This is a genomic window from Variovorax sp. PDC80 (assembly GCF_900115375.1).
Lineage (GTDB): Bacteria > Pseudomonadota > Gammaproteobacteria > Burkholderiales > Burkholderiaceae_C > Variovorax.
Genome location: NZ_FOWG01000016.1, coordinates 84964 through 111375, shown reverse-complemented (window position 1 = coordinate 111375; position 26412 = coordinate 84964). Strand labels below are relative to the sequence as shown.

The 26412-nt window shown below is 69.0% G+C and carries 22 protein-coding genes; 14 read left to right on the top strand and 8 right to left on the bottom strand.

Going from position 1 to position 26412, the window contains the following annotated elements; translation table 11 throughout:
- The first annotated feature begins 3 nt into the window (after nucleotides 1-3).
- From mdoH to BM109_RS34775, 3 genes are all read left to right on the top strand, one after another.
- Nucleotides 4-2007, top strand: a complete 2004-nt coding sequence (mdoH, locus tag BM109_RS34785) for a glucans biosynthesis glucosyltransferase MdoH (RefSeq protein WP_093353473.1) — start codon at nucleotides 4-6, stop codon at nucleotides 2005-2007.
- 318 nt (nucleotides 2008-2325) lie between these two features.
- Nucleotides 2326-3225 carry an RNA ligase family protein gene (locus BM109_RS34780; RefSeq protein WP_093353471.1) on the top strand — a complete coding sequence of 300 codons (900 nt, stop codon included), beginning with the start codon at nucleotides 2326-2328 and terminating at the stop codon, nucleotides 3223-3225.
- The gene (locus BM109_RS34775; RefSeq protein WP_093353468.1) at nucleotides 3222-4361 is read left to right on the top strand and encodes an AAA family ATPase; all 1140 of its coding nucleotides are present in this window, start codon (nucleotides 3222-3224) and stop codon (nucleotides 4359-4361) included. The genes BM109_RS34780 and BM109_RS34775 overlap by 4 nt, the downstream gene beginning before the upstream one ends.
- A 65-nt stretch (nucleotides 4362-4426) precedes the next feature.
- On the opposite strand, the gene ffh is transcribed toward BM109_RS34775, so the two are convergent.
- Entirely contained in the window at nucleotides 4427-5815 is a 1389-nt protein-coding gene (ffh, locus tag BM109_RS34770) for a signal recognition particle protein (RefSeq protein ID WP_057591131.1), read from the bottom strand.
- 126 nt (nucleotides 5816-5941) lie between these two features.
- Here ffh and BM109_RS34765 point away from each other — a divergent pair, with 126 nt between their 5' ends.
- From BM109_RS34765 to BM109_RS34730, 8 genes are all read left to right on the top strand, one after another.
- On the top strand, nucleotides 5942-6751 hold the full coding sequence (locus BM109_RS34765) for a cytochrome C assembly family protein (RefSeq protein WP_093353466.1): 810 nt from the start codon (nucleotides 5942-5944) through the stop codon (nucleotides 6749-6751).
- A gap of 9 nt (nucleotides 6752-6760) precedes the next feature.
- Nucleotides 6761-7012, top strand: a complete 252-nt coding sequence (locus BM109_RS34760) for a PP0621 family protein (protein ID WP_093353463.1) — start codon at nucleotides 6761-6763, stop codon at nucleotides 7010-7012.
- 418 nt (nucleotides 7013-7430) lie between these two features.
- The gene (locus BM109_RS34755; RefSeq protein ID WP_371269243.1) at nucleotides 7431-8747 is read left to right on the top strand and encodes a two-component system sensor histidine kinase NtrB; all 1317 of its coding nucleotides are present in this window, start codon (nucleotides 7431-7433) and stop codon (nucleotides 8745-8747) included.
- A gap of 4 nt (nucleotides 8748-8751) precedes the next feature.
- Complete coding sequence (locus BM109_RS34750; RefSeq protein WP_093353458.1) at nucleotides 8752-10347, top strand: sigma-54-dependent transcriptional regulator; 1596 nt, start codon at nucleotides 8752-8754, stop codon at nucleotides 10345-10347.
- Nucleotides 10334-10954 carry a 1,6-anhydro-N-acetylmuramyl-L-alanine amidase AmpD gene (gene ampD, locus BM109_RS34745; RefSeq protein ID WP_093353455.1) on the top strand — a complete coding sequence of 207 codons (621 nt, stop codon included), beginning with the start codon at nucleotides 10334-10336 and terminating at the stop codon, nucleotides 10952-10954. The genes BM109_RS34750 and ampD overlap by 14 nt, the downstream gene beginning before the upstream one ends.
- Before the next feature lie 350 nt (nucleotides 10955-11304).
- Nucleotides 11305-14223 (top strand): ribonucleoside-diphosphate reductase subunit alpha, encoded by a 2919-nt coding sequence (locus BM109_RS34740; protein WP_093353452.1) that lies wholly within the window; start codon nucleotides 11305-11307, stop codon nucleotides 14221-14223.
- A gap of 214 nt (nucleotides 14224-14437) precedes the next feature.
- Nucleotides 14438-15661, top strand: a complete 1224-nt coding sequence (locus tag BM109_RS34735) for a ribonucleotide-diphosphate reductase subunit beta (protein ID WP_093353450.1) — start codon at nucleotides 14438-14440, stop codon at nucleotides 15659-15661.
- 197 nt (nucleotides 15662-15858) lie between these two features.
- The gene (locus BM109_RS34730) at nucleotides 15859-16359 is read left to right on the top strand and encodes a histone H1-like DNA-binding protein (RefSeq protein ID WP_082321630.1); all 501 of its coding nucleotides are present in this window, start codon (nucleotides 15859-15861) and stop codon (nucleotides 16357-16359) included.
- A gap of 121 nt (nucleotides 16360-16480) precedes the next feature.
- On the opposite strand, the gene BM109_RS34725 is transcribed toward BM109_RS34730, so the two are convergent.
- The 7 genes from BM109_RS34725 to BM109_RS34695 all read right to left on the bottom strand — a co-directional run bounded on the left by BM109_RS34725 (nucleotide 16481) and on the right by BM109_RS34695 (nucleotide 23063).
- On the bottom strand, nucleotides 16481-17386 hold the full coding sequence (locus BM109_RS34725) for a carbohydrate kinase family protein (protein ID WP_093353447.1): 906 nt from the start codon (nucleotides 17384-17386) through the stop codon (nucleotides 16481-16483).
- A gap of 75 nt (nucleotides 17387-17461) precedes the next feature.
- Nucleotides 17462-19027 carry a zinc-ribbon and DUF3426 domain-containing protein gene (locus tag BM109_RS34720; RefSeq protein WP_093353445.1) on the bottom strand — a complete coding sequence of 522 codons (1566 nt, stop codon included), beginning with the start codon at nucleotides 19025-19027 and terminating at the stop codon, nucleotides 17462-17464.
- An 88-nt stretch (nucleotides 19028-19115) separates the two neighbouring features.
- The gene (gene prmA / locus BM109_RS34715; RefSeq protein ID WP_093353442.1) at nucleotides 19116-20000 is read right to left on the bottom strand and encodes a 50S ribosomal protein L11 methyltransferase; all 885 of its coding nucleotides are present in this window, start codon (nucleotides 19998-20000) and stop codon (nucleotides 19116-19118) included.
- Between the two features lie 16 nt (nucleotides 20001-20016).
- Nucleotides 20017-21366: an acetyl-CoA carboxylase biotin carboxylase subunit gene (gene accC / locus BM109_RS34710; protein ID WP_093353440.1), complete on the bottom strand. Its 1350-nt coding sequence runs from the start codon at nucleotides 21364-21366 to the stop codon at nucleotides 20017-20019.
- 2 nt (nucleotides 21367-21368) lie between these two features.
- A complete protein-coding gene (gene accB, locus BM109_RS34705) occupies nucleotides 21369-21821 on the bottom strand; it encodes an acetyl-CoA carboxylase biotin carboxyl carrier protein (RefSeq protein WP_093353437.1) in 453 nt (150 codons plus the stop codon).
- Between the two features lie 100 nt (nucleotides 21822-21921).
- Nucleotides 21922-22467 (bottom strand): TlpA family protein disulfide reductase, encoded by a 546-nt coding sequence (locus tag BM109_RS34700; RefSeq protein ID WP_093353434.1) that lies wholly within the window; start codon nucleotides 22465-22467, stop codon nucleotides 21922-21924.
- Nucleotides 22464-23063 carry a hypothetical protein gene (locus BM109_RS34695; RefSeq protein ID WP_093353432.1) on the bottom strand — a complete coding sequence of 200 codons (600 nt, stop codon included), beginning with the start codon at nucleotides 23061-23063 and terminating at the stop codon, nucleotides 22464-22466. The genes BM109_RS34700 and BM109_RS34695 overlap by 4 nt, the downstream gene beginning before the upstream one ends.
- A gap of 105 nt (nucleotides 23064-23168) precedes the next feature.
- On the opposite strand from BM109_RS34695, the gene mpl reads away from it, so the two are divergent.
- From mpl to BM109_RS34680, 3 genes are read left to right on the top strand one after another with little or no spacing between them, the layout of a single operon-like run.
- Nucleotides 23169-24578 carry a UDP-N-acetylmuramate:L-alanyl-gamma-D-glutamyl-meso-diaminopimelate ligase gene (gene mpl / locus BM109_RS34690; RefSeq protein ID WP_093353429.1) on the top strand — a complete coding sequence of 470 codons (1410 nt, stop codon included), beginning with the start codon at nucleotides 23169-23171 and terminating at the stop codon, nucleotides 24576-24578.
- Nucleotides 24579-24588: 10 nt separating this feature from the next.
- Nucleotides 24589-25890 (top strand): hypothetical protein, encoded by a 1302-nt coding sequence (locus BM109_RS34685; protein WP_218159440.1) that lies wholly within the window; start codon nucleotides 24589-24591, stop codon nucleotides 25888-25890.
- Between the two features lie 14 nt (nucleotides 25891-25904).
- Nucleotides 25905-26411: a cupin domain-containing protein gene (locus BM109_RS34680; protein ID WP_093353427.1), complete on the top strand. Its 507-nt coding sequence runs from the start codon at nucleotides 25905-25907 to the stop codon at nucleotides 26409-26411.
- Nucleotide 26412 lies beyond the last annotated feature (1 nt).

Here is a 26412-nt window from a genome sequence, read left to right as displayed (position 1 = left end):
ACCATGAAGCCGAACGACTTCTCCCAACTCAATGTCCTGGCCGATTCCGACTTCTCGCGCCGCAGCCCGGTGCGTGAGGAACGCCATCCCAACGCCGTCACCGCGCCTCCGGTCAACCGCGGCTCGATGACGCCCCGCCCCTGGCGCGGCTTCTGGAACAGCATCGGGACCGCCCTGCTGGTCCGCCTGGGTGCCGGCGGCAAACGCGAAAGCGCCCCGGCCGAAGCCAGGCAGCCGTGGCAGCGCGCCGCCTCGCAGCGCCGCCTGGCCTTCATGCTGCTGACCGTGCTGAGCACCGTGGTCGCTTCCACGCTGTTCGCGGGCGTGCAGCCCGACTACGACAACGTCTGGCTCGAATACGGCCAGATCGGCCTCTACGGCCTGCTCTCGGGCTGGGTCGTGACCGGCTTCGTGACCGCCCTCATGGGCTTCTACGTCTCGGTGCGCGGCGACAAGCATGCGCTCTCGGTCAAGCAGGTGGCCAACCACCCGATGAACCCCGAGGCCCGCACCGCGATCATCATGCCGATCTGCAACGAGGACGTGGCCACCGTGTTCGCCGGCCTGCGCGCCACCTGCGAATCGGTCGCGGCCACCGGCCACGCGAAGCAGTTCGACGTGTTCGTGCTGTCCGACAGCTACAACCCCGAGACCGCCGCCGCCGAGCGCGCCGCCTGGGAAGACCTGCGCGCAGCGCTGGCCGACAGCCCGAACCAGCCGCAGGTCGAGGTCTACTACCGCCTGCGCACCCGCCGCACGCACCGCAAGGCCGGCAACGTGGCCGACTTCTGCCGCCGCTGGGGCAAGGACTACCGCTACATGGTCGTGCTCGACGCCGACTCCGTGATGAGCGGCGACTGCCTGACCTCGATGGTCAAGCTGATGGAAGCCAACCCGAGCGCCGGCATCATCCAGACCGCCACCCAGGCCATCGGCCACGTGACGCTGCATGCCCGCGCCCAACAATTCGCTTCCCGCGTGACGGGCCGCCTGTTCACGCTGGGCATGCAGTTCTGGCAACTGGGCGAATCGCACTACTGGGGCCACAACGCGATCATCCGCGTCGAGCCCTTCATGAAGCATTGCGCGCTGGCCCCGATCAAGGGCACCGGCGGCATGTCGGGCGGCATCATGTCGCACGACTTCGTCGAAGCCGCGCTGATGCGCCGCGCCGGCTACAACGTGTGGCTGGTGTCCGACCTGGTCGGCAGCTACGAACAGCAACCGCCGGACCTGCTGGCCGAACTGCAGCGCGACCGCCGCTGGTGCCAGGGCAACCTGCAGAACGCCCGCCTGATGGCCGAGCCCGGCATCCACTCGGTGCACCGCGCGATGTTCGTGACCGGCACCATGGCCTACGTTTCCGCTCCGCTGTGGCTCGCGTTCCTGACGCTGGGCACCGCGCTGTGGCTCAGCGGTTCCAGCCTGATCTCGAGCTGGAGCGTGCTGCCGGCCGAACTCGCCGGCCTCTGGATCTGGACCCTGTGCCTGCTGTTCCTGCCCCGCGTGCTCGGCATCGTTGCCGTGCTGATGCGCGGCGAGCAACGCCAGTTCGGCGGCCTGTGGGGCCTGATCAAGAGCTCGGTGATGGAAAGCGGTCTCGCGATCGTGCAGGCACCGGTGCGCATGCTGGCCCACTCGCTGTTCGTGCTGGTCGCCCTCACCGGCATCAAGCTCGACTGGAAGTCGCCCCCGCGCGAAGCCGCCGCCGTGCCGTGGAGGGTTGCCGCCTCGCAGCTGGCCCCCATGACGCTGGTGATCGCGCTGCTGGCCGTCGGCGTCGCGATGATCGACCCGAGCGCCCTGATGTGGCTCATGCCGGTCGGCCTGCCGCTGCTGCTGGCGATCCCGCTGACCGTGCTGACCAGCCAGATCGCGCTGGGCACCACGCTGCGCGACCGCGGCTTCCTGCTGATCCCCGAGGAATCGCGTTCGCCGGCCGTGCTGCGCCGCGCCTGGATGCATGCGCTGCGCCTCTCGCGCCCCGCGGCGCTGGCCACCGCCTGACGCGCGCACGCCACACGCCTCGCACGAAGCCGGCCCCGAGGGGCCGGCTTTTTTCATGGCGCGCCTAGAATCGCGCCTTCCTTTTTTCCACCCACGGATCTCCCGATCCCCTGGAGCGCCAAGTGCCCCGATTCGCCGTCACCACCCTCTGACGCCGACAACACCACTTCACTGGTCATGTCGGGCGCCAAGCTGCGCATCCGCTGACCGGACACGGCCCTTCGCTGGAAACGGCGCCCGTCGAAGTCGCTCCCGATCCCTCTCAGCTTCGCTCCCGCACGTTGTCGGTTCTTCCTGGTTTCCATCCGGAGAACAAACGTGTTTCCCCTTTCTTCTTCCCTCTCGTCGCTGCCGCTGCTGAAGTACCCGCGGACCGCGCACCTCGAAGGCTCGCGGCTGCAGCCCGGCGACAGCGACGACGGCCAGACGCCGTTGGCGGCGCTGCACGGACTGCACGTGGTCATCGAGGAAAAGCTCGATGGCGCGAACGCCGCCGTGTCGTTCAGCGCGGCCGGCGAGCTGCTGCTGCAGTCGCGCGGCCACTACCTCGCGGGCGGTGCCGGCGAGCGCCAGTTCAACCTGTTCAAGCACTGGGCCGCCACGCACGAGGCGGCGCTGCTCGAACGGCTCGAGGACCGCTACGTGATGTACGGCGAGTGGTGCTTCGCCAAGCACAGCTGCTGGTACGACCGGCTGCCGGCCTTCTTCCTGGAGTTCGATCTCTACGACCGCCAGGCGCAGCGCTTTCTCTCGACGCCGGCGCGGCAGGCGCTGCTCGCGGGCGGCCCGGTGCTGTCGGTGCCGGTGCTCTACGAGGGCGCGATGCCACGCCAGCCGAAGGCCCTGCGTTCGCTCGTGCGGCCTTCGCTCGCGCGCAGCACCGACTGGCGCTCGGCCTTCGAGCAGGCCGTGGCCGACGAAGGCCAGCCGCTCGCGCTGGCGCGGCAGCAGACCGACCTGTCGGACCTGGCGGAGGGCCTGTACCTCAAGGCCGAGTCGGACGGCCAGGTGACGGGCCGCTACAAGTGGGTGCGCCCGGACTTCGTCCAGACCATCCTCGACTCGGGCTCGCACCACAGCCGCCGACCGCTGCTGCCGAACCGGCTGGCGCCGGGCGCGGACCTCCATGCGCCGGTGCCGCCGCTCGGCTGGCACGACCTGGGACTGCGCACGCTGCGCGATCCCGCCGAACTCACGACCACCGGGAGGCCGCGATGACTTTCGACGAACTTCGCACGCTGGTGCCCGCGCCCGGAGCAGGCGCCGAGTGGGCGCGCTGCTGCGAACTGCTGCCGGGCCTGCTGCGCCTCGAGGAGACGCCGCAGGATCCGTACTACCACGCCGAGGGCAACGTCGGCCTCCACACGCGCATGGTGCTCGATGCACTGCTGCAGGACGAGCACTACCGGCGCGCCGATGCCGACGGCCGCTTCGTGCTGTTCATGGCCTGCCTGCTGCACGACATCGCCAAGCCCGACACCACGGTGATCGACGAGGCCAGCGGCCGCATCGGCCAGCCCGGCCATTCGCGCCGCGGCGCGGTCGACGTGCGCGTGCTGATGTGGAAGGCGCGCGTGCCGTTCGCGCTGCGCGAGGCCGTGTGCCGGATCGTCGCGGTGCATCAGTTGCCGTTCCATGCCTTCGCCTCGCGCAAGGGCGAGCGGCCCGAGCGGCTGGTGCACCGGCTGTCGTGGGAGCTGAGCCTGCCCGACCTGTGCTGCGTCGCGCGCTGCGACATGCTGGGGCGCCATTACGAGAAACGCTCCGACAGCCTGGCCGACATCGCGCTGTTCGAGCAGCTCGCGCAGGAGGAAGGCTGCTGGGACGGCCCGCGACAGATGGTCGACGCCCACACGCGCCTGGCGTACTTCCGCGGCGCCGACACCAGCCCCGACTACCCGCTGTTCCAGAACCCGGGCTCGCGCGTGACGGTGATGTGCGGCCTCCCCGCGAGCGGCAAGAACCACTGGGTGGCGCAGCAGCGCAAGGGCTGGCCGGTCGTGTCCTTCGACGATGCGCGCGCCGGGCTGGGCCTGAAGCACGGCGAGAACGACGGGCTCGCCGCGCACCACGCGGTCGACCAGGCGAAGGCGCTGCTGCGCAGGCAGGAACCCTTCGTCTGGAACGCCACCCACCTGAGCCAGCAGATGCGCACCAAGACGCTGGACCTGCTGTGGGCCTACCACGCCCGGATCGAGCTGGTGTACCTCGAGGTGCCGCATGCCGAGCTGATGCGCCGCAACCGCGAGCGCGACACGACGCTGTCGAACGCGGGCATCGAGCGCATGCTGCACCGCTGGGAGCTGCCGACGCCGATCGAGGCGCACGCGACGGTCTACGAGGTGCAGACCTGAAAACGACGAAGCCCGCCGGGTCATCCCCAGCGGGCTTCGTCCATCTCTCTATATATGTACGCGGCTCAGAACGGCAGCTTCGGCCCGCCGGGACCACCCATCCCGCCCATGCCCTTCATGCCGCCCATCTTCTTCATCATCTTCATGAGGCCGCCGCCCTTCATCTTCTTCATCATCCCCTGCATCTGCTCGAACTCGTTGAGCAGGCGGTTCACTTCCTGAACCTGCACGCCCGCGCCGGCCGCGATGCGGCGCTTGCGCGTGGCCTTGAGCAGCTCGGGCTTGCGGCGCTCCAGCGGCGTCATGCTCTGGATGATCCCTTCCTTGCGGCGGATGTCGCGCTCGGCGCGCGTCATGTCGGCCTCACTGGCCTTGGCGGCCATCTGCGTGGGCAGCTTGTCCATCAGGCTCGAGAGGCCGCCCATCTGCTTCATCTGCTGCAGCTGGCCGAGGAAGTCGTTGAGGTCGAAGCCCGCGCCGCTCTTGACCTTGGCCGCGAGCTTCTGCGCCGCCGCCACGTCGACGCCGGCCGTGACCTGCTCGACCAGCGCGACGATGTCGCCCATGCCCAGGATGCGGCCCGCATGGCGCTCGGCGTCGAACACCTCGAGGCCGTCGATCTTCTCGCTCACGCCCGCGAACTTGATCGGCACGCCCGTGACCTGGCGCACCGACAGCGCCGCGCCGCCGCGCGAATCGCCGTCGGTCTTGGTCAGGATGATGCCGGTGAGCGGCAGCGCCTCCTTGAAGGCGCGCGCCGTGTTGATCGCGTCCTGGCCCTGCATGGCGTCGACCACGAACAGGGTCTCGACCGGGTTCAGCGCGCCGTGCAGCTGCTGGATCTCGGCCATCAGCACCTCGTCGATCGCGAGCCGGCCGGCCGTGTCGACCAGCAGCACGTCGAAGAAGTGGCGCTTGGCGTGGTCGAGCGCGGCGCGCGCGATGTCCAGCGGCTTCTGGTCGGCCGTGCTCGGGAACCATTCGGCGCCGGCCTGCTTCGTGACGGTCTTGAGCTGCTCGATGGCGGCGGGCCGGTAGACGTCGCCCGAGACCGTGAGCACCTTCTTCTTGCGCTTCTCGATCAGGTGCTTGGCGAGCTTGGCGGTGGTGGTGGTCTTGCCGGCGCCCTGCAGGCCGGCCATCAGGATCACCGCCGGCGGCTGGGCCGCGAGGTTGATGTCCGAGACGCCCTCGCCCATGGTGGCGGCGAGCTCGCGGTTGACGATGCCCACCAGCGCCTGGCCCGGCTTGAGCGAGCCCAGCACTTCCTGGCCGAGCGCCTTTTCCTTCACGCGGGCGACGAAGTCGCGCACCACGGGCAGCGCCACGTCGGCTTCGAGCAGCGCCATGCGCACTTCGCGCAGCATGTCCTGCACGTTGCTTTCGGTGATGCGCGCCTGGCCGCTCATCGTCTTGACGAGGCGGGAGAATTTTTCGGTGAGAGCGCTGGCCATGGAGGGGATGCCTTGCTTGCTGCCCCGCTGCGGCGGGACGGATGGGAGAAGTCGCGGGAGACGGGTAGGAGGGAAGCTGGCGCGCGGCACCCGGAAATGCAAGGGTGAGCGGCTAAACTCCGATCGATGATTTTAGCGATCCCCTCCCCACTCGGCGTGGCGCTGGGCATCGCCGCCGCGGCCGCCTACGGTTTTGCCGCCGCCGCAGGCGCCCGGCTGAGCCGGCAGGCCACCCAGTGGGCGCTCGGCCTGGCCTGGCTGCTGCATGCCGCGGTGCTCGGCCATGGCCTGGTCGGCCACGAACCCCGCTTCGGCTTCGCGCCCGCCCTGTCGGTCACGGCCTGGCTGGTGCTCACCGTCTACGCGGTCGAAAGCCGCATGTATCCGCAGCTGCAGGTGCGCCGCGCGCTGGCCTGGCTCGGCGCGGCGGCGGTGCTGCTCGCGATCCTCTTTCCCGGCACGCCGCTGCACGTGTCGGCCTCGCCCTGGCTGCCGCTGCACCTGGCGCTGGGCATCGCCTCGTATGGCCTGTTCGCCGCCGCGGTGGTGCACGCCTGGCTCACGACGCGCGCCGAGAAGCAGATTCGCCTGGCCACCGAGCCGCAGGGCGGCGTGCCGCTGCTGACGCTCGAACGCCTCACCTTCCGCTTCGTGACGGCCGGCTTCGTGCTGCTGTCGGCCACGCTGCTGGCCGGGCTGCTGTTCAGCGAACAGCTCTACGGCGCCGCGGGCCGGGCCTGGAAGTGGGACCACAAGTCAGCCTTCTCGGTGCTGGCCTGGATCAGCTTCGCGGTGCTGCTGATCGGCCGCGCGCGCTTCGGCTGGCGCGGGCGCACCGCGCGGCGCGTGCTCTACGCGGGCTCGGCGCTGCTGCTGCTGGCCTACGTGGGCTCGCGCTTCGTGCTCGAAGTGGTGCTGGCGCGTCCGCCGGCCTGAAGACACCTCATGAAATACCTTCTCGTCCTCGCGGTGGTCTGGGTCGCGATCTGGCTCTGGCGCAAGAACCGCCGCGAAGAAATGCAGGAGCGCGCCGCCCGCACGCCGCGTCCCGCCGCGCCGCCCGCGGTGGGCGCGCCGCAGGCGATGGTGCGCTGCGCCCACTGCGGCCTGCACCTGCCCGCGAGCGACGCGGTGCGCGGTACCGACGGCACCCCCTACTGCAGCGCCGCGCACCGGCAGGTCGCCGAGCGCGCCTGAACGGCGCCGAGCCGGCTTCGTCGCAGCGATGGGCAGCAGCTCCTCCCTCTGGGCCAGCGGCGAACCGGTCACCGACTGGGACGTGCTGGAGCCCGGCGCGCGCGAGAGCGCCGCGCTGCTGCGGCTGTGGCGCGGCTTCATGGGCGCGCGCTGCTTCGTCGCGCTGGTGCTGGTGCTGCTGCAGGGCGTGAGCTTCGCGCTCGGCCAGACCATGCAGCCGGTGGCGGTGGTGCTGTCGGCCAGCTACCTCGCGGCGGCGGCACTGGGCGCGCGCTACGTGCATTTCGAGCCGCCGATGCGCGGCTTCGGCGCCACCTGGATGCTGAGCACCGGCGTCGACCTCGCGGTCTTCGCCGCGCTGCAGGTCACGCAGGGCGGCAACATCAACTACACACCGCTGTTCGCGTTGCCGGTGCTCATGAGCGCGGTGCTCGGCACGGTGATGGTGAGCATGGGCACCACCGCCACCGTCACGCTGCTGCTGCTGGCCGACGCCGCCTGGCACTGGGTGCAGCAGCCCGGCGACTCGCCCGCGCGCTTCGTGCAGGCGGCGCTGACGGGCACCGGGCTGTTCGTGGTGGCGCTGCTGGCGCACGAGCTCGCGCGCCGGCTGGCGCGCGAAGAAGCGGTGTCGCAGCACAACCGCAGCAGCGCGCAGATGCAGGCGCAGGTCAACGACCTGGTGATCGAGACGCTGAGCGAAGGCGTGCTGGTGATCGACGCCGAAGGCCTGGTGCATGCGGCCAACCCGGCGGCCGATGCGATCCTGGGCCAGGGCCTGGGCCAGTTGCGGCTGCCCTTTCCGCTGCATGCCCAGCCGGCCTGGCATGCGCTGGCCGCGCTGGCGCGCCAGACCTATGCGCGCCGCGAATCGCAGTCCGAGGAGATCCCGGTCGCGCAGGCGCGCGGCGCGGCGCGCGAGGTGCGCGTGCGCACCCGCCTCACGCCCTCGAGCGACCAGCGCATGGGCAGCCTGTGCGTGATGTTCCTGCAGGACCTGCGCGAGCTCGAGGCCCGCATCCGCACCGAGAAGCTGGCCGCCATGGGCCGCATGTCGGCCGCGGTCGCGCACGAGATCCGCAACCCGCTGGCCGCCATCACGCAGGCCAGCGCGCTGCTCAACGAGGACCTGACCGATCCCGCGCACCGCCAGCTCACGCACATGGTGCAGCACAACGCGCAACGCCTCGCGCGCATCGTCGACGACGTGCTCGACGTCTCGCGCGCGCGCCAGCAGCGCGTGCTGTCGCTCGGCGAGCAGGTGGTGCTCGACCCCACCGTGCAGGCACTGACCGAGGAATGGATGCGCCAGACCCAGCGCAAGGGCGTGACCGTGGTGCTCGACGCACCGGGCGTGGAGGTGCGCTTCGACGTCGAGCACCTGCGCCGCCTGCTGGTGAACCTGCTCGACAACGCGGCGCGCTACGCGAGCCTGCGCGAGGGCGCGATCCAGGTCGTGACCACGCTGCAGCGCGCGGGCAGCCCGGGCCGGCCGACCCTGCAGGTCTGGAGCGACGGCGCACCGCTCGAACCGGCGGTGCAGCGCCACCTGTTCGAACCCTTCTTCTCGTCGGAAAGCCGCTCGAGCGGGCTCGGCCTGTTCCTGTGCCGCGAGCTGTGCCGGCGCCACGGCGCGGCCATCGGCTACGAGCGGCGCGCGCTGGCGGGCGAGGCGCCCGAGGGCAACGAATTCTTCGTCGGCTTCGCCGCGAGCGAAAACCGGCTGACACAATAGCGGCGTGAGCAGCTCCCATCCGCCCTCCCAGCGTCCCGCGCAGATCCTCGTCATCGACGACGAACCCGACCTTCGCACGCTCTACGAACTCACGCTGCTGCGCGAAGGCTACCGGGTCGAGGCCGCGGGCAGCGTCTCCGAAGCCTGGCAGCACCTCGAGGCCACGCGCTTCGACGCCGTGATCACCGACATGCGGCTGCCCGACGGCCAGGGCATGGAGATCATCCAGCGCATCCAGAAGAACCAGCGCAGCGAGCGCTGCGTCGTGATGACCGCCTACGGCTCGGCCGAGAACGCGGTCGAGGCACTGAAGGCAGGCGCCTTCGACTACCTCACCAAGCCGGTCGACCTGAAGCAGTTCCGCGCGGTCGTCGCCTCCGCGGTGCAGGCGCAGCAGCCGCCACCGGTCGCGCAGGCCGCGGCGCGCCCGGCCAAGGCCGCCGATGCGAGCGACGGCACGTCGGCGCTGGCCGCCGCGGGCAGCGCAGGCGCTTCCGCGCTCGAGCGGCTGGTCGGCGATTCGGAGCCGATGCGGCTCGTGAAGTCGCGCATCGCCAAGGTGGCGCGCGGCATGGCGCCGGTGCTGGTGCGCGGCGAATCGGGCACCGGCAAGGAGCTGGTGGCGCGCGCGGTCCATGCCTGCAGCCAGCGCAGCGACGGTCCCTTCGTCGCGGTGAACTGCGGCGCGATTCCCGAGAACCTGCTCGAGGCCGAATTCTTCGGCGCGCGCAAGGGTTCGTACACCGGCTCGGCGCAGGACCGCGACGGCTACTTCCAGGCCGCGCGCGGCGGCACGCTGTTCCTCGACGAGATCGGCGACCTGCCGCTGGCGATGCAGTCCAAGCTGCTGCGCGCGATCCAGGAACGCAGCGTGCGGCCGATCGGCTCCACGCAGGAAGACGCGGTCGACGTGCGCATCGTGAGCGCCACCCACAAGGACCTGCACGCCGAGGTGCAGGCCGGCCGTTTCCGGCAGGACCTGTTCTATCGGCTCAACGTGATCGAGATCGCGGTGCCCGCGCTGCGCGAGCGCCGCGAGGACCTGCCCGCGCTGTGCGTCGCGCTGCTCGCGCGCATCGCGCAGGACGGCGGGCTGCCCGCGCCGCGCCTGTCGGACGCGCTGCTGCGGCAGCTCGCGCAGCATCCGCTGCACGGCAACGTGCGCGAGCTCGAGAACCTGCTGCACCGCGCGGTCGCGCTCTACGACGGCGACGAACTGCAGCTCGACCTGATGGATGGCGCGGGCGGCGGCTGGATGACGGCCGCGCCCGGGCCTGCCGCGCCGCAAGCCGTAAGCGCCGCGACGACTGCGGCGCCGCTCGCGCAGCCCGAGGCCTTCGACGCGAAGCCCGTCGTGGCCGCGCCGCCGCCCGCGCCGCGCCCCGTGGTACCCACGCCGCTGCCCTCCGACCTGCAGGCCTACCTCGATCAGCAGGAGCGCGAGATCCTCGTGCGCGCGCTGCACGAGAGCGGCTTCAACCGCACGGCGGCCGCCGCGCGCCTGGGCATGAGCCTGCGCCAGATCCGCTACCGCATCGCGCGCCTGGGGATCAACACGCCCAACGGCGACGATGGCGCGAGCAGCCATGTCGACGACTGAAGACGGCCTGCGCGCCTCCGCGGGCGATGCGCTCTGGCGCGACGGCTGGTACCGCTTCGCGAAGGCGCTGCCCTCGCCCAACTTCGGACCGCGACCCGCGCCGGCACGCGAGCGCATCGACCTCGTCGTGCTGCACTCGATCAGCCTGCCGCCCGGCGAGTACGGCGGCGACGCGGTGCAACGGCTCTTCACCAACCGGCTCGACTGGGACGCGCATCCTTACTTCGAAAGCATTCGTGGGCTCGAGGTGTCGTCGCATTTCTACGTGCGCCGCAACGGCGAGCTCTGGCAGTTCGTGAGCGGCGACGATCGCGCGTGGCATGCGGGCGTGTCGTCGTGGCGCGGCCGGGACAACTGCAACGACGACTCCATCGGCATCGAGCTCGAGGGCCTCGAGGGCGGGCCGTTCGAGGACGCGCAGTACGAGACGCTCGCGAGCCTCGCCGCGGCGATCGCGCAGCACTATCCGATCGCACACATCGCAGGCCACGAGCACATCGCACCGGGCCGCAAGCAGGATCCCGGCGCCGGCTTCGACTGGCATCGGCTGCGCGATCATCTCGGCTGGGGTCCACACATGTTTCCCTCGCAGGTGGTGGAGCGCTAATTTTTTCAATCGCTGCACGCCGTGCGATGCCCTGGGCTCGCAGTGCAGCAATCGCTCCATTCGCAAGCGCGATGCGTAGCAACCATGCGCCCTGCAGGCCCAAATCGGCTCGAAAGCCGCATGGAACGTGGGTTGCGAGAGGATGATCCACTGTTCATGCGGCATGGATGGCCGCGAAGCGCGAAAACAGCTTTCCCCTCCCTCTTGAAGCCTGAAGGAAAACGCTACATCTAGTGGGTTGTACACCCCCCGCACCCTAGATATAGTGTGTCCCGGCCGGCCTCAGAGCCGACGAAGCGGCCCCAGCAGCGCCGCTCATCCAACAAGAATTGCCAACCGAGAGGAAGCGAATGCAAACAGCACTGAATACACCTACCGCCGCGCGTGCCATCCCCTCCACGCCGCCCCAGTCCCCCCGCGACACCGCCGGTTCGCCCACCGGACAGAACCTCGCGCACTACCAGATCATCCGCCGCAACGGCGCAGTGGTCCCGTTCGAGCCCAACAAGATCGCGATCGCGATGATGAAAGCCTTCCTGGCCGTGCATGGCACCCAGGGCGCGGCCTCGGCCAGCGTGCGCGAGACCGTCGACGCGCTGACCCAGGCCGTCGTGAAGGCGCTGGTGCGCTCGCGTCCGGGCGGCGGCACCTTCCACATCGAAGACGTGCAGGACCAGGTCGAACTGGGCCTGATGCGCGGCGGCCACCAGGAAGTGGCGCGTGCCTACGTGCTCTACCGCGAACGCCGCACCCAGGAACGCGCGAAGCAGGGCGAGCAGGATGTGCAGGTCGCGGCCCCCGCGCTGCACGTGCTCGACCGCGGCGAACGCGTCGCGCTCGACCTCGGCGAACTCAAGGGCCTGATCGAATCGGCCTGCCAGGGCCTGGGCGACAGCATCACGGCCGCGCCGATCGTGGCCGAGACGATGCGCAACCTGTACGACGGCGTGCCGCTCGACGAGGTCTACAAGGCCTCGATCCTCGCGGCCCGCACGCTGATCGAGAAGGATCCCGACTACACCTTCGCCACCGCGCGCCTGCTGCTGCACACGATCTTCAAGGAGATCGTCGGCCGCGAAGTCATGCCGGCCGACCGCGCCACCGCCTACGCCGACTACTTCCCCTCCTTCATCAAGAAGGGCGTCGAGAACGAGCTGCTCGACGAGAAGCTGCTGCAGTACGACCTGCCCCGCCTGGGCGCGGCGCTGAAGGCCGAGCGCGACAACCAGTTCGACTACCTCGGCCTGCAGACCCTGTACGACCGCTACTTCCTGCACGTGCGCAAGAGCCGCATCGAGCTGCCGCAGGCCTTCTTCATGCGCGTCTCGATGGGCCTGGCGCTCAACGAGATCGACCGCGAAGCCCGCGCCATCGAGTTCTACGAAGTGCTGTCGTCCTTCGACTTCATGTCGAGCACGCCGACGCTGTTCAACAGCGGCACGCTGCGCTCGCAGCTGTCGAGCTGCTACCTGACCACCGTGCCCGACGACCTCGACGGCATCTACGAGTCGATCAAGGAAAACGCGCTGCTCTCGAAGTTCGCGGGCGGCCTGGGCAACGACTGGACCCGCGTGCGCGCGCTCGGCAGCCACATCAAGGGCACGAACGGCGAATCGCAGGGCGTGGTGCCCTTCCTCAAGGTGGTCAACGACACCGCCGTGGCCGTGAACCAGGGCGGCAAGCGCAAGGGCGCCGTCTGCACGTACCTCGAGACCTGGCACCTCGACATCGAGGAGTTCCTGGAGCTGCGCAAGAACACCGGCGACGACCGCCGCCGCACGCACGACATGAACACCGCCAACTGGATCCCCGACCTGTTCATGCGCCGCGTGATGGAAAAGGGTTCGTGGACGCTGTTCTCGCCCTCGAACGTGCCCGACCTGCACGACCTGTTCGGCGCCGACTTCGAGAAGGCCTACGTCGCCTACGAAGAGAAGGCCGCGCGCGGCGAGATCAAGCCCAGCCGCACCGTGCAGGCCACCGACCTGTGGCGCAAGATGCTCACGATGCTGTTCGAGACCGGCCATCCCTGGATCACGTTCAAGGACGCCTGCAACGTGCGCTCGCCGCAGCAGCACGCCGGCGTGGTGCACTCGTCGAACCTCTGCACCGAGATCACGCTGAACACCAGCGACACCGAAACCGCGGTCTGCAACCTCGGCTCTGTCAACCTGCTGCAGCATCTGAAGGACGGCAAGGTCGACCAGGAGAAGCTCAAGAAGACGATCTCGACCGCGATGCGCATGCTCGACAACGTGATCGACATCAACTACTACGCCGTGAAGAAGGCGCGCGACTCGAACCTGCGCCACCGTCCGGTCGGCCTGGGCCTGATGGGCTTCCAGGACGCGCTGTACGACCTGCGTATTCCTTACGCCTCGCAGGAAGCCGTGCAGTTCGCCGACGAATCGATGGAAGCGATCTGCTACCACGCCTACTGGGCCTCGACCGAGCTGGCGCGCGAACGCGGCAAGTACTCGAGCTACAAGGGCTCGCTGTGGGACAAGGGCATCCTGCCGATCGACTCGCTCGACCTGCTCGAGAAGGCCCGCGGCGGCTACGTCGAGGTCGACCGCTCGTCGACCCTCGACTGGGACGCGCTGCGCGCCAAGATCAAGGCCGACGGCATGCGCAATTCGAACTGCGTGGCCATCGCCCCGACCGCGACCATCTCGAACATCATCGGCGTCGACGCCTCGATCGAACCCTGCTTCGGCAACCTCTCGGTCAAGTCGAACCTGTCGGGCGAATTCACCGTGATCAACCACTACCTGGTGCGCGACCTCAAGCGCCTGGGCCTGTGGGACGACGTGATGGTGATGGACCTGAAGCACTTCGACGGTTCGCTGCGTCCCATCGACCGCGTGCCGCAGGACGTGAAGGCGCTCTACGCCACCGCGTTCGAAGTCGAGACGACGTGGCTGGTGGAAGCCGCCGCGCGCCGCCAGAAGTGGATCGACCAGGCGCAGTCGCTGAACATCTACATGGCCGGCGCCTCGGGCAAGAAGCTCGACGACACCTACAAGCTCGCATGGCTGCGCGGCCTGAAGACCACCTACTACCTGCGCACGCAGAGCGCGACGCACGCCGAGAAGTCGACGGTGCAGTCGGGCCGCCTCAACGCGGTGTCCTCGGGCAACGACGCACCGTCGGGCATGAGTGCACTCGAGGCCGCGGCTGCCGCAGCGAAGGCACAGATGAGCGCGATCCCCGCGACCGACATCGCCTTCTGCGGCGTCGACGATCCGACCTGCGAAGCCTGCCAGTGATGCACGCAGCGCACCGCGAACACAGCGCGGTGCGCTGCGCTACGAAGAGTGAGGCGCATGCGATGTCGTGCGATGACGGAGGCCACTTGAAGGCGTTGACCGACATCGCGCGATGCATGCGAGCAACATAACAACCACATAAATGGAGTGCGATGTGAACGAGCACTTTGCAACTCACATCGTTGCTCGGATAATTTGAGCATTGGATTTTTCTATGTTGACCTGGGACGAAGAAGTCAAGCCCTCCTTGCCAAAGGACATGCAACAAGGTTTGCATCACCACCCCTCGACCGGCGCTGCCGCCGGCCGTGCGGTGGATGTGTCGGCTTCATCGATGGCAAAACCTTCGCTGCAACCCGTGCAGCAGCCTGCCCGCCAGGCCGCGCCCGCATCGAGCGGCGCCAGCGCTCCGGCTGAAACGCGCCGCGTCAGGGCCGCCGACAAGCGCATCATCAACGGCGAGACCGACGTCAACCAGCTGGTGCCGTTCAAGTACAAGTGGGCGTGGGAAAAGTACCTCGCCACCTGCGCCAACCACTGGATGCCGCAGGAAGTGAACATGACGCGCGACATCGCGCTGTGGAAAGACCCGAACGGCCTGACCGAAGACGAGCGCCGCATCGTCAAGCGCAATCTCGGCTTCTTCGTCACCGCCGACTCGCTGGCCGCCAACAACATCGTGCTGGGCACCTACCGCCACATCACGGCCCCCGAATGCCGCCAGTTCCTGCTGCGCCAGGCCTTCGAGGAAGCGATCCACACGCACGCCTACCAGTACATCGTCGAGTCGCTCGGCCTGGACGAGAGCGAGATCTTCAACGCCTACAACGAGGTGCCGTCGATCCGCGAGAAGGACCAGTTCCTGATTCCGTTCATCGACGCGATCAGCGACCCGAACTTCAAGACCGGCACGCACGAGACCGACCAGACGCTGCTCAAGTCGCTGATCGTGTTCGCCTGCCTGATGGAAGGCCTCTTCTTCTACGTCGGCTTCACGCAGATCCTCGCGCTGGGCCGCCAGAACAAGATGACCGGCGCCGCCGAGCAGTACCAGTACATCCTGCGCGACGAGTCGATGCACTGCAACTTCGGCATCGACCTGATCAACCAGCTCAAGCTCGAGAACCCCGGCCTCTGGACGGCCGAGTTCAAGGCCGAGATCAAGGCGCTGTTCATGCGCGCCGTCGAGCTCGAATACAAGTACGCCGAAGACACCATGCCCCGTGGCGTGCTCGGCATGAACGCTTCCATGTTCAAGGGCTATCTGCGCTACATCGCCAATCGGCGCGCACAGCAGATCGGCCTCGAAACGCTCTTCCCGAACGAGGAAAATCCGTTCCCGTGGATGAGCGAGATGATTGACCTGAAGAAAGAGCGCAATTTCTTCGAGACCCGCGTGATCGAATACCAATCGGGTGGTGCGCTCTCCTGGGATTGAATATTTCGATAACAATAAATGAATTCAAGAATTGCCCTTGCCACCGACTGCGCCGAAGAGCGCGGCATGGATGAGGGCTCAGGTGTTCATGGTGCTGGAGCACGGAATCCAACGCCATGAATCACTCCAGCGCTACCAACATGCGCGGAGTGCTTCAATAGGTTGATTTTTTCAACTTGATCAAGGAGAAAACAGAAATGGCAACTGCAAAGAAAGCACCGGCTAAGAAAGCCGCAGCGAAGAAGGCTCCGGCCAAGAAGGTCGTAGCGAAGAAGGCTCCGGCCAAGAAGGTCGCCGCCAAGAAGGCTCCGGCCAAGAAGGTCGCTGCCAAGAAGGCTCCGGCCAAGAAGGTCGCTGCCAAGAAGGTAGCCGCGAAGAAGGTCGTCGCGAAGAAGGCACCGGCGAAGAAGGCAGCTCCGGCGAAGAAGGCCGCAGCGAAGAAGGCACCGGCGAAGAAGGCCGCTGCCAAGAAGGCGCCTGCGAAGAAGGCTGCCGCCAAGAAGGCCCCTGCCAAGAAGGCTGCGGCCAAGAAAGCCGCGAAAAAGCCCGCTGCCAAGCCTGCCGCTGCTGCCAAGAAGCCTGCTGCGAAGAAGGCTGCCAAGGCACCCGCCAAGGCCGCTGCTGCGCCCGCTCCCGCTGCGCAGACGACGCTGAATCCCCAGGCAGCCTGGCCGTTTCCCACGGCCAGCAAGCCCTGAGTTTTCTCGGCAGCCCTGAAAAGGCATCAAGCCCGGCACCGCAAGGTGTCGGGCTTTTTCATTGGGCGAAGACGATCGCGAAACGACGAGGCGGCGGCATCCACCGCCGCGCCATCGCCCGTCAAGCCAGGCCGAGTGCCTGGCGATCGACCTGGTAGTTCTGCGGGCCGCGTTGCGCGATCTTGAGCGCGCCGACCTGGTTGCCGAGCGCCGCGCACTGCGCGAGCGGCCAGCCCTTCTCCAGGCCGAACAGCAGCGCGCCGCGCCATGCGTCGCCGCAGCCCGTGGGCTCGATCACCGCGGTCGGCACCACGCCCGGCACATGCTCGCGCTCTCCGTTCGTCCACACCTCGCAGCCCTCGGCCGCGAGCGTGACCACGAGGCCGCGCACGCGCTGCGAGATCTCCGCCAGGCTCCAGCCCGTGCGCTGCGACAGCATCTTGCCTTCGTAGTCGTTGACCACCACCCAGCTCGCGAGCTCGACGAAATGCTTGAGCGCCTCGCCGTCGAACATCGGCAGGCCCTGGCCCGGATCGAACACGAAGGGGATGCCGGCGGCCGCGAACTGCTCGGCATGCTGCAGCATCGCCTCGCGGCCATCGGGCGCGACGATGCCGAGCCGGATGTCCTCGCGCGCCGCGACCTTCGTGATGTGCGCCTGCTGCATCGCGCCCGGATGGAAGGCCGTGATCTGGTTGTTGTCGGCGTCGTTCATGATCATCGCCTGCGCGGTGAAGGTGTCGTCGAGCTGGCGCACGAACTCCGTGCTGATGCCCAGCGAGCGCATCCGCTCGATGTAGTCGGCGCCATCGCTGCCGAGCGTGGCCATCGGCAGCGCCGTGCCGCCGAGCGCGTTGAGGCTGTAGGCGATGTTGCCGGCGCAGCCGCCGAAGTCGCGGCGCAGGCCCGGCACCAGGAAGGACACGTTGAGGATGTGCAACTGGTCCGGAAGGATCTGGTCGGCGAACCGGCCCTCGAAGGTCATGATGGTGTCGAAGGCGAGGGAACCGCAAATCACTGCTGCCATGGGCTGATCCGTTGAGGTGAGGGAAAGAAAAAAGGAAGGAAGGCGTGGAGGCGAAACCGGCGGCTCGCCCCAGGCCTAGGGATAGAAGGCTTCCACGCGATAGCCAGCGATCGGCGGCAAGGCGTCCGCCTCGGATGCCGTCAGCGTCATCGGCAGCGAAGCCGCGCGTTCGCCGCGCGCCGCGAGCACCGCGGGCGCGCCATAGTCCGCCGGCGAGAGCACGCGCCGCACCACGGCACGCTCCTGCGTGTCGAGCAGCACCAGCTCGATCGACGGCATCGCGAGCGGCACCGCGGCGTTGTTGCGCAGGTTGAAGCTGAGCCGGTAGTCGTTGCCGCCGCTCTTCTCGCGCGCGAAGGCCGCGCCCTCGATGACGATGTCGCCGATGCGGCGCAGCGGCGCGAGCTCGCAGCCCGTTGCCTGGCACAGCGCGGCCAGTGCGGGGCGCAGCGAGGGCTGGCGCGCGACGATGCCGTCGCGCTCGTGGCGCAGGACCTGCACGGCGAGCAGCAGGCCCGCGAGCACCGCGAGCGCGATCAGCCCGCGGCGCGTGCCGATGCGCTGCCAGAGGGACTTCGGCCGATCGTCGCTCTCGTCGTCGTCCGCCTCGTCGGTGAAGCGATGCGCCGCGCGATCCTCGGTCTCGTCCGCCGCGTCGAGCACGGAGGCGAAGGGCAGCAGCGCAGGGTCTTCGCTGTTCGCGCGCGCCTCTCGTTCATCGCGTTCGTCGCGCGCCTTGGCGCTGGCGGCGATCTTGGCCGACCTGGCGCGCGCTCTGCGCAGCGCCTTCTGCATCTGCAGCTGGTCCTTGTCGTCACCCGCCTCGGGCGCATCGGCGTCGTCGCGCTCGAGCTCGGTGTCCTCGTCGCTGTCTTCGTCGGAGCCGGAACGGCGCAATGTTGCAAAGCCCGCGGGCTTGCCATTCGCCGGTGCCGCGGCCGCATCGGATCGACGCGTCCACACCGCGGGCAGCGGTGGCACCGGTGCGGGCGGCGGCGATGGCGGCGCAGCGAGGTTGAGGTCGATGTCGGGAAACGGCGGCAGCGAACTCGGCGGCGGCCGCCATGGCGGCTCGCGCGCCTCGAGGTCGGACCAGGGCTCGTCGGCGACGATGCCGTGCGCGGGCAGCGTGAAGTCTGCGCTGTCGCGCACCTCCAGGGGCTGCGGTGGCGCGGGTGGTGGCGACGGCTCGGGCTGCGCCGGCGGTGGATCTTCGTTGACCTCGTCGTCGAGGAAGTCGGACTCCTCGACCTGCGGCGGAGCCGGTGCGAAGGAAGGCGGCGCCGACAGGCCGTCGAATCCGCCGGCCGGCTCTTGCGGCGGCGCTGCGCCTTCGTCGGCACGCGCATCGAATCCGAAGCCGGTGTCGATGGAAGGGGCCGCGGACGCTGGCGGCGTCGAAGCCTCGGGTTCAACGGGCTCTGCGCTCGGCGCGACTGCCGGCACCGATGACACCTGTTCCTGCGGCGGTGCGACGCCACCCGGTCGAGCCACCCCATCGGGCGTCTCGTGCAGATCGAGCGTCGCATCGAACACGTGGCTGCAGCGACCGCAACGCACCCACCCGTCCGAGATCCGGAGCTGGTCGCGCACCACCTTGAAGGTGGTGGCGCAGGCGGGGCAACGCGTGACGAGGCTCATGAGGGGGCGATTGTAGGGTTGGGCCCTCGGCGCGACGTGGTGCCGGCAGCGCCGTTTGCGCCGGGCCGCGGCCCCGGCGCGAACGCGTTCAGCGGCGTGCCGTCATGAGGATCCAGCCGTCCTCGCTGTCGCTGACTTCGAGCGCCACGTAGGGCGCGTACGCTTCCTTCAGCTCGTCGGCCTGGCGCTCGAGGATGCCGGCGAGCACCAGCGAGCCACCGCTCGCCACGCGCTCGCACAGCAGCGGCGCGAGCACCTTGAGCGGGGTCGCGAGGATGTTCGCGAGCACCGTGCCGTACTGGCCCTGCGCCGCCTCGGGCAGGCCCGTGTGGAGCGTCACGCCGTTGGCCTCGGCATTGAGGCGCGTCGAGCTCACGGCGGCCTCGTCGATGTCGACTGCGTCGATCTCGCTCGCACCGTACTTCGCGGCACCGATGGCCAGGATGCCGGAGCCGCAACCGTAGTCGAGCACGCGCTGGCCCGCGAGCGCGCCGCGGGTCGCGATCCAGCGCAGGCACATGCGCGTGGTGGGATGGGTGCCGGTGCCGAAGGCCAGGCCCGGATCGAGCCGGATCACCTGCGTGGCCTGCGCCGGCGCCTCGTGCCAGCTCGGCACGATCCAGAACTCGGGCGTGATCTCGACCGGCGCGAACTGCGATTGCGTGAGCCGCACCCAGTCCTGGTCCTGCAGCTCAGCGATGCCCAGCAGCGTGCAGCCTTCGAAGAAATCCTGCAGCGCGAGCACCGAGCCCGCGTCGCGCGCCAGTTCCTCGGTGGCGAACAGCGCGATCACGCGCGAGCGCTGCCAGCCCTCCTTGGGCGGCGGCATGCCGGGCTCGCCGAACAACGCCTGCTCGGCATCGGTCTGCGCGTCGGCGTCCTCGACCGAGATGCTCAGCGCGTCGAGCGCATCGAGCGCGTCGCCGAGGGACTCGATGCGCTCCTCGGGGGCCAGCAGGCGGAGTTCGAACATGGCGGGCAGGGACGGCTCAGCGCTTGTGCGCGGCCAGCCACTCTTCGAGGTAGTGGATGTTGGTGCCGCCGGCCATGAACTTGGCGTCGACCATCAGCTCGCGGTGCAGCGGGATATTGGTCTGGATGCCTTCGATCACGGTCTCGTTGAGCGCGGTGCGCATGCGCGCCATGGCCTGCTCGCGGGTGTCGCCGAAGACGATGATCTTGCCGATCATCGAGTCGTAGTTCGGCGGCACGAAGTAGTTGGTGTACGCATGCGAATCCACGCGCACGCCCGGGCCGCCCGGCGGATGCCACATCGTGATGCGGCCTGGCGACGGCGTGAACTTCCACGCGTCCTCGGCGTTGATGCGGCACTCGATCGCGTGGCCGTGCATCTGGATCTGGCGCTGCGTGAACGGCAGCTTCTCGCCGGCCGCCACCATGATCTGCGTCTTGACGATGTCGATGCCGGTCGTGAGCTCGGTCACCGGATGCTCCACCTGCACGCGGGTGTTCATCTCGATGAAATAGAACTCGCCGTTCTCGTAGAGGAACTCGAAGGTGCCGGCGCCGCGGTAGCCGATCTTCTTGCAGGCGGCCGCGCAGCGCTCGCCGATCTTCTCGATCAGCTTGCGCGGAATGCCCGGCGCGGGCGATTCCTCGATCACCTTCTGGTGGCGGCGCTGCATCGAGCAGTCGCGCTCGCCGAGGTAGACCGCGTTGCGGTGCTTGTCGGCCAGCACCTGGATCTCGACGTGGCGTGGGTTCTGGAGGAACTTCTCCATGTAGACCGAGGGATTGTTGAAGGCCGCCGCGGCCTCCGCCTTGGTCATTTGGATCGCGTTGATCAGCGCGGCCTCGGTATGGACCACGCGCATGCCGCGGCCACCGCCGCCGCCCGCGGCCTTGATGATCACCGGGTAGCCGATGGCGCGCGCGATGCGCTTGTTGGCCGTCGCGTCGTCGGAAAGCTCGCCGTCGGAACCGGGCACGCAGGGCACGCCGGCCTTGATCATGGACTGCTTGGCCGAGACCTTGTCGCCCATCGTGCGGATGTTGTCGGGCGTCGGCCCGATGAACTGGAAGCCGCTCTGCTCGACGCGCTCGGCGAAATTGGCGTTCTCGCTCAGGAAGCCGTAGCCGGGGTGGATCGCCTCGGCATCGGTCACTTCGGCCGCCGAGATGATGGCCGGCATGTTGAGGTAGCTCAGCGACGAGGGAGCCGGGCCGATGCAGACGGCTTCCTCGGCCAGCTTGACGTACTTGGCCTCGCGGTCGGCCTCGGAATAGACCATCACGGCCTTGATGCCGAGCTCGCTGCACGCGCGCTGGATGCGCAAAGCGATCTCGCCGCGGTTGGCGACCAGGATCTTCTTGAACATGGTCACTCGATGATGAACAGCGGCTGGCCGTATTCGACCGCCTGACCGTTTTCTCCGAGGATCTGGGTGACGGTGCCGGCCTTGTCGGCCTCTATTTCGTTGAGGATCTTCATCGCCTCGATGATGCAGAGCGTGTCGCCCTCGTTGACCTTGCTGCCGACCTCGACGAAGGCCGGAGCGCCCGGGCTGGCCGAGCGGTAGAAGGTGCCCACCATCGGGGACTTCACCGGATGGCCGGCCGGAGCGGCCTCGGCCACGGGTGCGGCAGGTGCCGTTGCGCCGGCGGGAGCTGCTGCCACGGCGGGCGGCGCCGCCAGGGTCTGCACGTACTGAACGGGGGCGGCACCGCCGCCCTTGACGATGCGGACCTTGCCTTCGGTTTCAGTGATTTCCAGTTCGGAAATATTCGATTCGGACACCAGATCGATCAGTGTCTTGAGTTTGCGCAGATCCATGGGACTCCAGTGCCGGGTTTTCCGGTTATTAGGATACAACTAGGCCGAACATCGTTGATTGTCGGCTTTCGGCGGTTAACGCCGACCTGTGTATCTAATTCTAACTGTGAACGAGTTCACGTCGCCAACCCTCCAGGTCGGCCTCTTCGAGCTTGCCCATTTTACGGGCCGCCACCGAACCGTCGGCATTCAGCACCAGCGTGAACGGCAGGCCGCCGCCGGTGTTGCCGAGATTCTTGACCAGTTCCGTGCCCTGCAGGCCGGCCAATCCGGTCGGATAGGTGACCGGCGTGCGTTGCAGGAACTTGCGCACGGCGCTCGGCTGATCGATCGCCAAGCCGACGACTTGCCAGCCGTTGGCACCATGATCGCGGAAGAAGCGATCGATCATGGGCATTTCTTCCACGCACGGCGGGCACCAGGTGGCCCAGAAGTTGAGCAGCACCGGCTTGCCGCGCAGGCTGGTCATGGCGAGCTCGCCGCCCTCGGGCCGCTCGAAGCGCTGGGCCCAGAAATCGGCGCCGAGCGTTTCGCCGGCCGCGCCGCTGCCGCGATGGCGCCACCAGGCACCACCGAGGCCGGCCGCGGCGGCCACCACCGCCACGCCGCCGTACAGCAGGCCGCGTCGTGTGGTCGAAGAAGTCATCCGTTGTCCTTTTCTCTTTCAATCAGCCGCCGCAGCGCCGCCAGGTCGCCGCGCGGCGAACGGCCCTGGGCGTCGGGCTTGAGCGCGCCGCGCAGGTCGTCGAGGTCGTAGACCAGCAGGTGCACGCCGATTTCCTCGCCGAGGGCCCGGCTCGGCGCATGCACGCTCAAGGCCTCGACCTGCTCGCCATGGAAACCGGTCACCATGCGCGGCTCGTAATCCACGTGATGGTCGATCAGCGCGATCTCGGCCGACTTCGAATCATCGCAGAACAACTGAATATAAATGTCTGACAGCCGGGTGGCCGTGCCGTGCCAGACGGCGCCGCCCACATGGGGCCGGAACACGGCCATCCGCTCCATCCATTCGAGCGCCAGCAGGCGCAGCGCCTGGAGTTCCTTGGGCTGGGTGTCGGCGCAGAACAGCGCGATGTAGTCGCGGACCTCGGCCTCGACATCGTCGTTGCTCGGCAACGCGGTGCGCGCCGACAGGCCCAGGTCACGCAGCGCCCGGCGCTTGGCCGGGCCGTATTCGAGCCCCTCCTCGACCACGAGACGGGCGGCGGTGGCGGCGATTTCGCGCTTGGACGTGTCCATCGGGGCATTTTGCCCGCAGAGCATGGTCCGTACGATGAACATCAGTACCGCGGCCAAGGCCGTGGCCTCGGGCCGGGAGGATCGGCCTCCCTAGAATCGCCCCCCATGCATATTCATGTTCTGGGCATCTGCGGCACGTTCATGGGCGGTCTGGCCGCCCTGGCGCGCGAGGCAGGCCACCGGGTCACCGGCTGCGACGCCGGCGTGTACCCGCCGATGAGCGACCAGCTGCGCGCGCTCGGCATCGACCTGATCGAGGGATTCGGCGCCGACCAGCTCGCGCTGGCACCCGACGTGTTCGTGGTCGGCAACGTGGTGTCGCGCGCCCGGCTGGCCGACGGCACGCCGAAGTTTCCGCTGATGGAAGCCATCCTCGACGCCGGCAAGCCCTACACCAGCGGCCCGCAGTGGCTGGCCGAGCACGTGCTGCTGGGCCGCCACGTGATGGCGGTGGCCGGCACGCACGGCAAGACCACCACCACCTCGATGCTGGCCTGGGTGCTCGAACGCGCGGGCAAGGCGCCGGGCTTCCTGGTCGGCGGCGTGCCGCTGGACTTCGGCGTCTCGGCCCGGCTCGGCGACGGACCGGCCTTCGTGATCGAGGCCGACGAGTACGACACCGCCTTCTTCGACAAGCGCAGCAAGTTCGTGCACTACCGCCCGCGCACGGCGATCCTCAACAACCTCGAGTTCGACCACGCCGACATCTTCGACGACCTTGCGGCCATCGAGCGGCAGTTCCATCACCTGGTGCGCACCGTGCCGTCCACCGGCCGGCTGGTGGTGAATGCCACCGAGCCCAGCCTGGAGCGCGTGCTGGCCCAGGGCTGCTGGAGCGAACTCGCGCGCTTCGGCGGCGAAGGCCCGGGCGCGCAGTGGCAGGCGCGCGGCACGCACGACGCCTTCGACGTGCTGCACGAGGGCGAGCAGGTCGGCCGCGTCGAATGGACGCTGTCGGGCCTGCACAACCAGATGAACGCGCTGGCCGCGATCGCGGCCGCCGAGCACGTGGGCGTGTCGCCGGCCGAGGCGGCGCGCGCGCTCGGCAGCTTCCGCAACGTGCGCCGGCGCATGGAACTGCGTGGCACGGTGGAGCGCGCGGGCGGCGCGATCACGGTCTACGACGACTTCGCCCACCATCCGACCGCGATCCGCACCACGCTCGACGGCCTGCGCCAGAAGCTCGATGCCACGGGCCACCAGGGCGAGCGCATCCTCGCGGCCTTCGAGCCGCGCAGCAACACGATGAAGCTCGGCGTGATGGCGGCGCAACTGCCCTGGAGCCTCGAGTCGGCCGACCTGTCGTTCTGCCACACGGCCGGGCTCGACTGGGATGCGGCCGCGGCGCTGGCCCCGATGGGCGAGCGCGCCCGGGTGGCTGGCGACATCGGCACGCTGGTGGGCCAACTGGTCGCCACGGCGCGGCCCGGCGACCACATCGTCTGCATGAGCAACGGCGGCTTCGGCGGCGTGCACGACACGCTGCTGCAGGCCCTGCGCGACAGCGCAACCTGAGACAACGCGCATGGCGGCCGCGGCACCCGACGACACGTTGCTCGGCCTGCTGCGCCGCGTGTACGACAACGGCAACAGCTACTTCGACGCCGACGGCAACCACTGCCACCGCATTCCCGACACCTTCAGCGAGGCCGAGCGGCAGGCGCTGGCCGACGCGGGCCTCGCGCCCAATCGCTTCGTCGCGATTCCGCACGACGAGGCGGTGAACCGACTGCGGCAGGCCGCGGCCGGCGTGGACCTGCGCCGCGCGGCCGATGCTTTTGTCGCTTCAATGACCTCGAGCGACCTGGCCTGGCTCACGGTGCTGCCCGCCACCGCCCTCGGCCTCGCGATGCCGGCCCATTCGATGGAGGCCATGGGCGGCGGCAGCTGCCGCGTCTGCTTCCACCGCGACGAGCGCGCCGACCCGACGCTGCGCGCCTACCTCCGCCATCTGCAGGGCGCGGGCTGGGGCACCGGCGGACCGGTCGAAGGCCTGCTCGCGCTGGAAGCCACCGGCCCGGCCGATGGCTGGCCGCGGCCTACACCGCGCGATATCTGGGTCTTCCATCGCCTGCTCGACCTGCTGCGCGCCCTGCCGGCCGACACGCGCTACGGCAAGGCACGCACGGCGCTCAAGGACGCGAAGCTGCTGCGCGTGAACAATCCCTACCGCTGCGAGACGGTGCTCGAGGCGCTGGCCACGCTCGGCGTCATGCAGACGCCCGAGCATCCGGGCCTCTTCACGCGCTGGACCACCGCCGTCGAACGCGACCAGCGCCCTTCCACCAAGGTCGAGGCACCGGCCCCGCTGGGCTGGTGGCGCGCGGCCGATGGCCTCGACGAGCAACTGGTGGCGCGGCTGTTCGGCCATCTGAAGCGCCCCAGGCAGGAACCGCCCGCCGAGGCCACCGAGCCGGTCCGGCGCAAGCCCGCCGCCGGTGCGCGCGCCAAGTCGATCCCCGGCCCGCCGGCCGCGGGCGACGTGCATGCCGTGCGCCTGCGCGAGGACCTGTGGACCGCCGCCTACTGCCACGAAGTGAAGGCCGACCATCGCGGCATCGTGCGCGGCCGCGTGGAATACCTGGACCTGCTCTCGCCCACGCCGCCCACCGCCGAGCAGATCGCCGGCACCGGCTTTCGCGACCGCCGCAACGGCGAGCGCTGGCAGAGCTGGGTCGCCGGGCTCGGCAAGACCACCGGCGTGACGCGGATCGCGGTCGGCGTGCCGGCACCATCGCATGCCCAGCCCCTGCCGGAGCGCATTCCCGGCGGCCAGGCCAGCGACCTGAAACACCTGGCCGGCTGGCACTTTCCCGCCACACCCTGAACGAGGACCCGCCCATGACCCAGCGCGCCACCCAACTCATCGACACGCTGGGGCTGCAGCCGCATCCCGAGGGCGGCTGGTACCGCGAGGTGTTCCGCTCCGCGGTGCAGGTGACTCCCGCCGACGAGCGCGCGGCCCGCAGCGCGCTCACCAGCATCTACTTCCTGCTCGAAGCCGGCCAGCATTCGCGCTGGCACCGGGTGCTGTCCGACGAGGTCTGGGTGCATCTCGAAGGCGTGCCGCTGGCGCTGTGGACCTGCGATGCCGCGCTGCGCACCGCGCCGGCCCATGTGCGGCTCGGGCCGGTCGACGTGCACGGCACGCGGCCCCAGCACGTGGTGCCCGCGGGCCAGTGGCAGGCCGCGCGGCCGATCGAAAGCCATTCGGCGGGCGACTTCACGCTGGTCGCCTGCATGGTCGGGCCGGGCTTCGACTTCGCCGACTTCTCGCTGATGGCGCCCGACGGCGACGAGGCCGCCGCGGTGCGCCATCACTGGCCCGAACTCGCCGCGCTGATCTGAG